This window comes from Streptomyces sp. Ru62 (assembly GCF_002920615.1).
Taxonomy (GTDB): Bacteria; Actinomycetota; Actinomycetes; order Streptomycetales; family Streptomycetaceae; genus Streptomyces.
Genome location: NZ_PQSU01000110.1, coordinates 1 through 383 on the forward strand (window position 1 = coordinate 1; position 383 = coordinate 383).

At 59.3% G+C, this 383-nt stretch carries 1 rRNA gene; it reads left to right on the plus strand.

The annotated features are described in order from the left end of the window. Positions 1-49: 49 nt before the first annotated feature. Positions 50-383: ribosomal RNA gene (locus C3492_RS43920) — 23S ribosomal RNA — on the plus strand; the annotation flags it as partial.

The window sequence follows — 383 nt, forward strand, 5'->3', positions numbered from 1 at the left end:
GGGTGGCTGGTCGTTGTTTGAGAACTGCACAGTGGACGCGAGCATCTGTGGCCAAGTTTTTAAGGGCGCACGGTGGATGCCTTGGCACCAGGAACCGATGAAGGACGTGGGAGGCCGCGATAGTCCCCGGGGAGTCGTCAACCAGGCTTTGATCCGGGGGTTTCCGAATGGGGAAACCCGGCAGTCGTCATGGGCTGTCACCCACTGCTGAACACATAGGCAGTGTGGAGGGAACGCGGGGAAGTGAAACATCTCAGTACCCGCAGGAAGAGAAAACAACCGTGATTCCGGGAGTAGTGGCGAGCGAAACCGGATGAGGCCAAACCGTATGCGTGTGAGACCCGGCAGGGGTTGCGTATGCGGGGTTGTGGGATCTCTCTTCC